The following is a 2,911-nucleotide window of genomic DNA, read 5'->3' on the forward strand; positions in this document are numbered from 1 at the left end:
AATTTTCAAAATATAATCAAATTTTTTTGAAAAAGTAAAATTGTGCAACAGAGCAGATTCTGTGGGAAATCTCCTGCTCAGCCATACAAAAGTCAATAGAAGCGAACTTAATTTTTGGGGAGAACAGTTCCCACCTGGTATAAGGTTAAAAACTGATTAAGGAGTCTAAAAATTTCATACTTTTAACACGTATTCGGGAATAAGTCTTGCCGCGATTTCGCATAGTCCTAGTTCCAATGAACGGAGTACAACTGCTTGTCCTCTGAACGTGTAGGGTATTTCACGCGGGTTGTCAATTATTTTTTGTCCCACGGCGTTTTGCATATCAACCACAAAGTATCTTTTTTTATCTATCTCTTTAACCTCTAATACAGAGAGAAGTTCTGGAAAGGTGTACCCAGTGCCGTGTGGTACAATATTTGCGTTTTTTAGTCTGTGGTACACTCCTAGTTCATGGGAGCGACGTGTAAATCCTAGGTTCTCAACGTTTTCTTCAGACAGGTTTTTTTACCCTTTACCAGAAAAGAGGGTAATCCCGCTTTTGTGCCTATGGGTAGAAGAGATTCCTCCAACGAATAGTTGATACCAAGTAAAACTTCATTTTTGTTTAACAAGCCTTGATGCGTAACATTTGCTATTTCTACAAAGTCATCGAAAATTTCTTTTGCAGCGACCAATCGCCTTCTTTTGGAGAAAAGTTCCGCGTATAGGTAGAATTTCCAGTAGGATTCAACCTCTTTATCCAATAATACGTGGAGGTCTCCGAAGGGGGTGCTTATAGTTTTGGCAGTCTCACGTAGTTGTTTGCTTTTGTGGTAGTATAGTCCAGACCCTTTTGGGTTGTCACCTTTTAGTTCCTGGTTTCCGGAATGTATAAGGAAGGCGTAGGGTGGAAGGTTCGAACCGTCTAATCTTCTTACGCGGAATAAATCGATAAAGTGGTTACCCTTACCGAAATCCCATTCTATGGGGATTCCATCAATTTCAATATTTTTATTTAAAACATCGTGGATTCTTGGAATCAGATCCTCGTATCTCGGTAATTTGTTTAGTCCCCCAACAAGCATCCCACAGGTGTTTGGCATGACATCTAGAACAAATAATTTTTCGTTTCCTTCCCCCCAGCTTAGTTTCCCACCATAACCAATGCCTCCTTGCCATCTTTGAGTATTTCTAGAAATAGTTTCATCCGGACCAGAGATGAATGTGGCGTTGGGTTCCATACCTAATTCTTCTTGCATCCAATGAATTTTGGCTAATCCGTATTTCATGTTAACTCTACACAGAGCAGAGCCAATATCACCCACACCCAGCGAGAATATGTGCCTCTTAGCTCTTTTAAGAAGCTCCGCCTTATCTTCTTTTGATACATTAAGATTATCCATCCTCATCCTCCGATTATAAATGATTGAAACTAAAGGGTTTAAACTATTAACATCAAAACCCGGATTTAGAGAGTTCAATTTTTTTAAACGCTTAAATACATACCTTATGAATTTATATTATTTTCTAAAAAACAGCTACACAGTAATGCTTAAGATTGTAATTATAACCTTTTTTATTAGAAACAATCATTAAATCAGAATTTAGGGGTGTTCTTTTGGATCATTTATTTGTACACGTTTCGGACATTCATGTTGGTAAAGGTGAGAGAGGGGAGTTCATGCCCGAAAAACTAGAGGCTTGTATTGATGAGGTAAACGAATTAGCTCCGGAAGCCGTTATCCTAACCGGAGATTTGACCATGTTTGGATTAAAAGAAGATTATGAACTGGCGAAAAAATATGTAGACCAGTTCAAACCTAAAACCCTTGTCATTCCGGGAAACCACGACGCTAGATACACTGGTTATATTTATTACGAGGAAATCTTCGGGCTTGGAAATTGGGTACACAAAATGGACGATGTTGTTATTGTGGGTATCGATAGTAGCGTACCAGATTTGGATGAGGGACGTGTCGGAAGAGGCAGGCAAGACTGGGTTGAAAAAAACTTGCAGAGCGTTCCAGAGGATGTTTTCAGAATTATTGCTGTACATCACCACCTAGTATCAGTGCCGGGAACAGGCAGAGAGAGAAACGTTTTAACCGATGCTGGTGATTTCATACAAATGCTCGTAAGAAATAAGGTGAATCTTGTTCTTTGTGGCCATAAGCATACACCCCACGTATGGAGAGTTGAGGATATCTATGTTGCAACTGCGGGGACCCCTTCTTGCAGAAAGGTTAGAGCAAAAATTCCTCAGTGCTACTATATAATAGAATTCAAGGACATATTTACAACCATTAACCTGAAAGAAGTTGGTGGAAAAGAAGTACGCGTAAGAAAATGTAAAATATTATAAAACCCGGTTCTCAAATACATACTGATTAAGAAATCCTCGCAGATTTCGAGATTTAAAATGTATAGCTAGTAAAGAAATACCATGTTCTCCAATTCGAATTCTTTCTAACCCTATCGGCTAAATCCATACAAACATTAAACACCTAATATTCCTTATCCGGCTATTCTATTTTCCTTCCCTCTTTATATACTTCAATTGAGATTGGGAAATCGTTTTCAATCAGTTCATCTATTGATTTAAGGTATTGTTTCTTGGAAATTAGTTGATTTCTGTATGCTAACCTTAGAACGTATATTTTTCCGCGAGGATATAGTTTTAATCCCTTGGCAGCTTCTCTGACACGTGTCTGATCCAAAAGAATTAGGGTACCCTTCTTTTTTGCCAGAAGTATGGCTTCCGCTTCAAAAGTGTGAATTTTAAACGCTTTAGCTACTTTTGAAACTTCACCTTCATTCATTTCTTCGACTCTGATCCAGCCCTCATTTACTGCTTCTTCAATAAAATAAGCATCAGGTACCGTTGTCCGAAACTTACCCATTTAGGACACCGCCTAAATGGTGTTCGGTT

Annotated in this window: 4 protein-coding genes; 1 reads left to right on the plus strand and 3 read right to left on the minus strand. The window is 38.6% G+C overall.

What is annotated here, in order from left to right:
- Window positions 1-174: 174 nt before the first annotated feature.
- Together ACUVXA_RS19085 and ACUVXA_RS19090 are read right to left on the minus strand one after the other, a co-directional pair.
- Window positions 175-444, minus strand: a complete 270-nt coding sequence (locus ACUVXA_RS19085; protein ID WP_445872879.1) for a hypothetical protein — start codon at window positions 442-444, stop codon at window positions 175-177.
- 29 nt (window positions 445-473) lie between these two features.
- On the minus strand, window positions 474-1,385 hold the full coding sequence (locus tag ACUVXA_RS19090) for a hypothetical protein (protein ID WP_445872880.1): 912 nt from the start codon (window positions 1,383-1,385) through the stop codon (window positions 474-476).
- A gap of 215 nt (window positions 1,386-1,600) precedes the next feature.
- Between ACUVXA_RS19090 and ACUVXA_RS19095 the strand changes: the two genes are divergently transcribed.
- Complete coding sequence (locus tag ACUVXA_RS19095) at window positions 1,601-2,344, plus strand: metallophosphoesterase family protein (protein ID WP_445872881.1); 744 nt, start codon at window positions 1,601-1,603, stop codon at window positions 2,342-2,344.
- 160 nt (window positions 2,345-2,504) lie between these two features.
- On the opposite strand, the gene ACUVXA_RS19100 is transcribed toward ACUVXA_RS19095, so the two are convergent.
- Window positions 2,505-2,882, minus strand: coding sequence for a hypothetical protein (locus ACUVXA_RS19100; RefSeq protein WP_445872882.1), 378 nt, complete (start codon window positions 2,880-2,882; stop codon window positions 2,505-2,507).
- Window positions 2,883-2,911 lie beyond the last annotated feature (29 nt).

This window comes from Candidatus Jordarchaeum sp. (assembly GCF_052745115.1).

What these genes read in the sequence shown, in the direction of transcription:
- ACUVXA_RS19090 (WP_445872880.1), bottom strand. Translation starts at nt 1,385, where the DNA reads ATGGATAATCTTAATGTATCAAAAGAAGATAAGGCGGAGCTTCTTAAA.
- ACUVXA_RS19100 (WP_445872882.1), bottom strand. Translation starts at nt 2,882, where the DNA reads ATGGGTAAGTTTCGGACAACGGTACCTGATGCTTATTTTATTGAAGAA.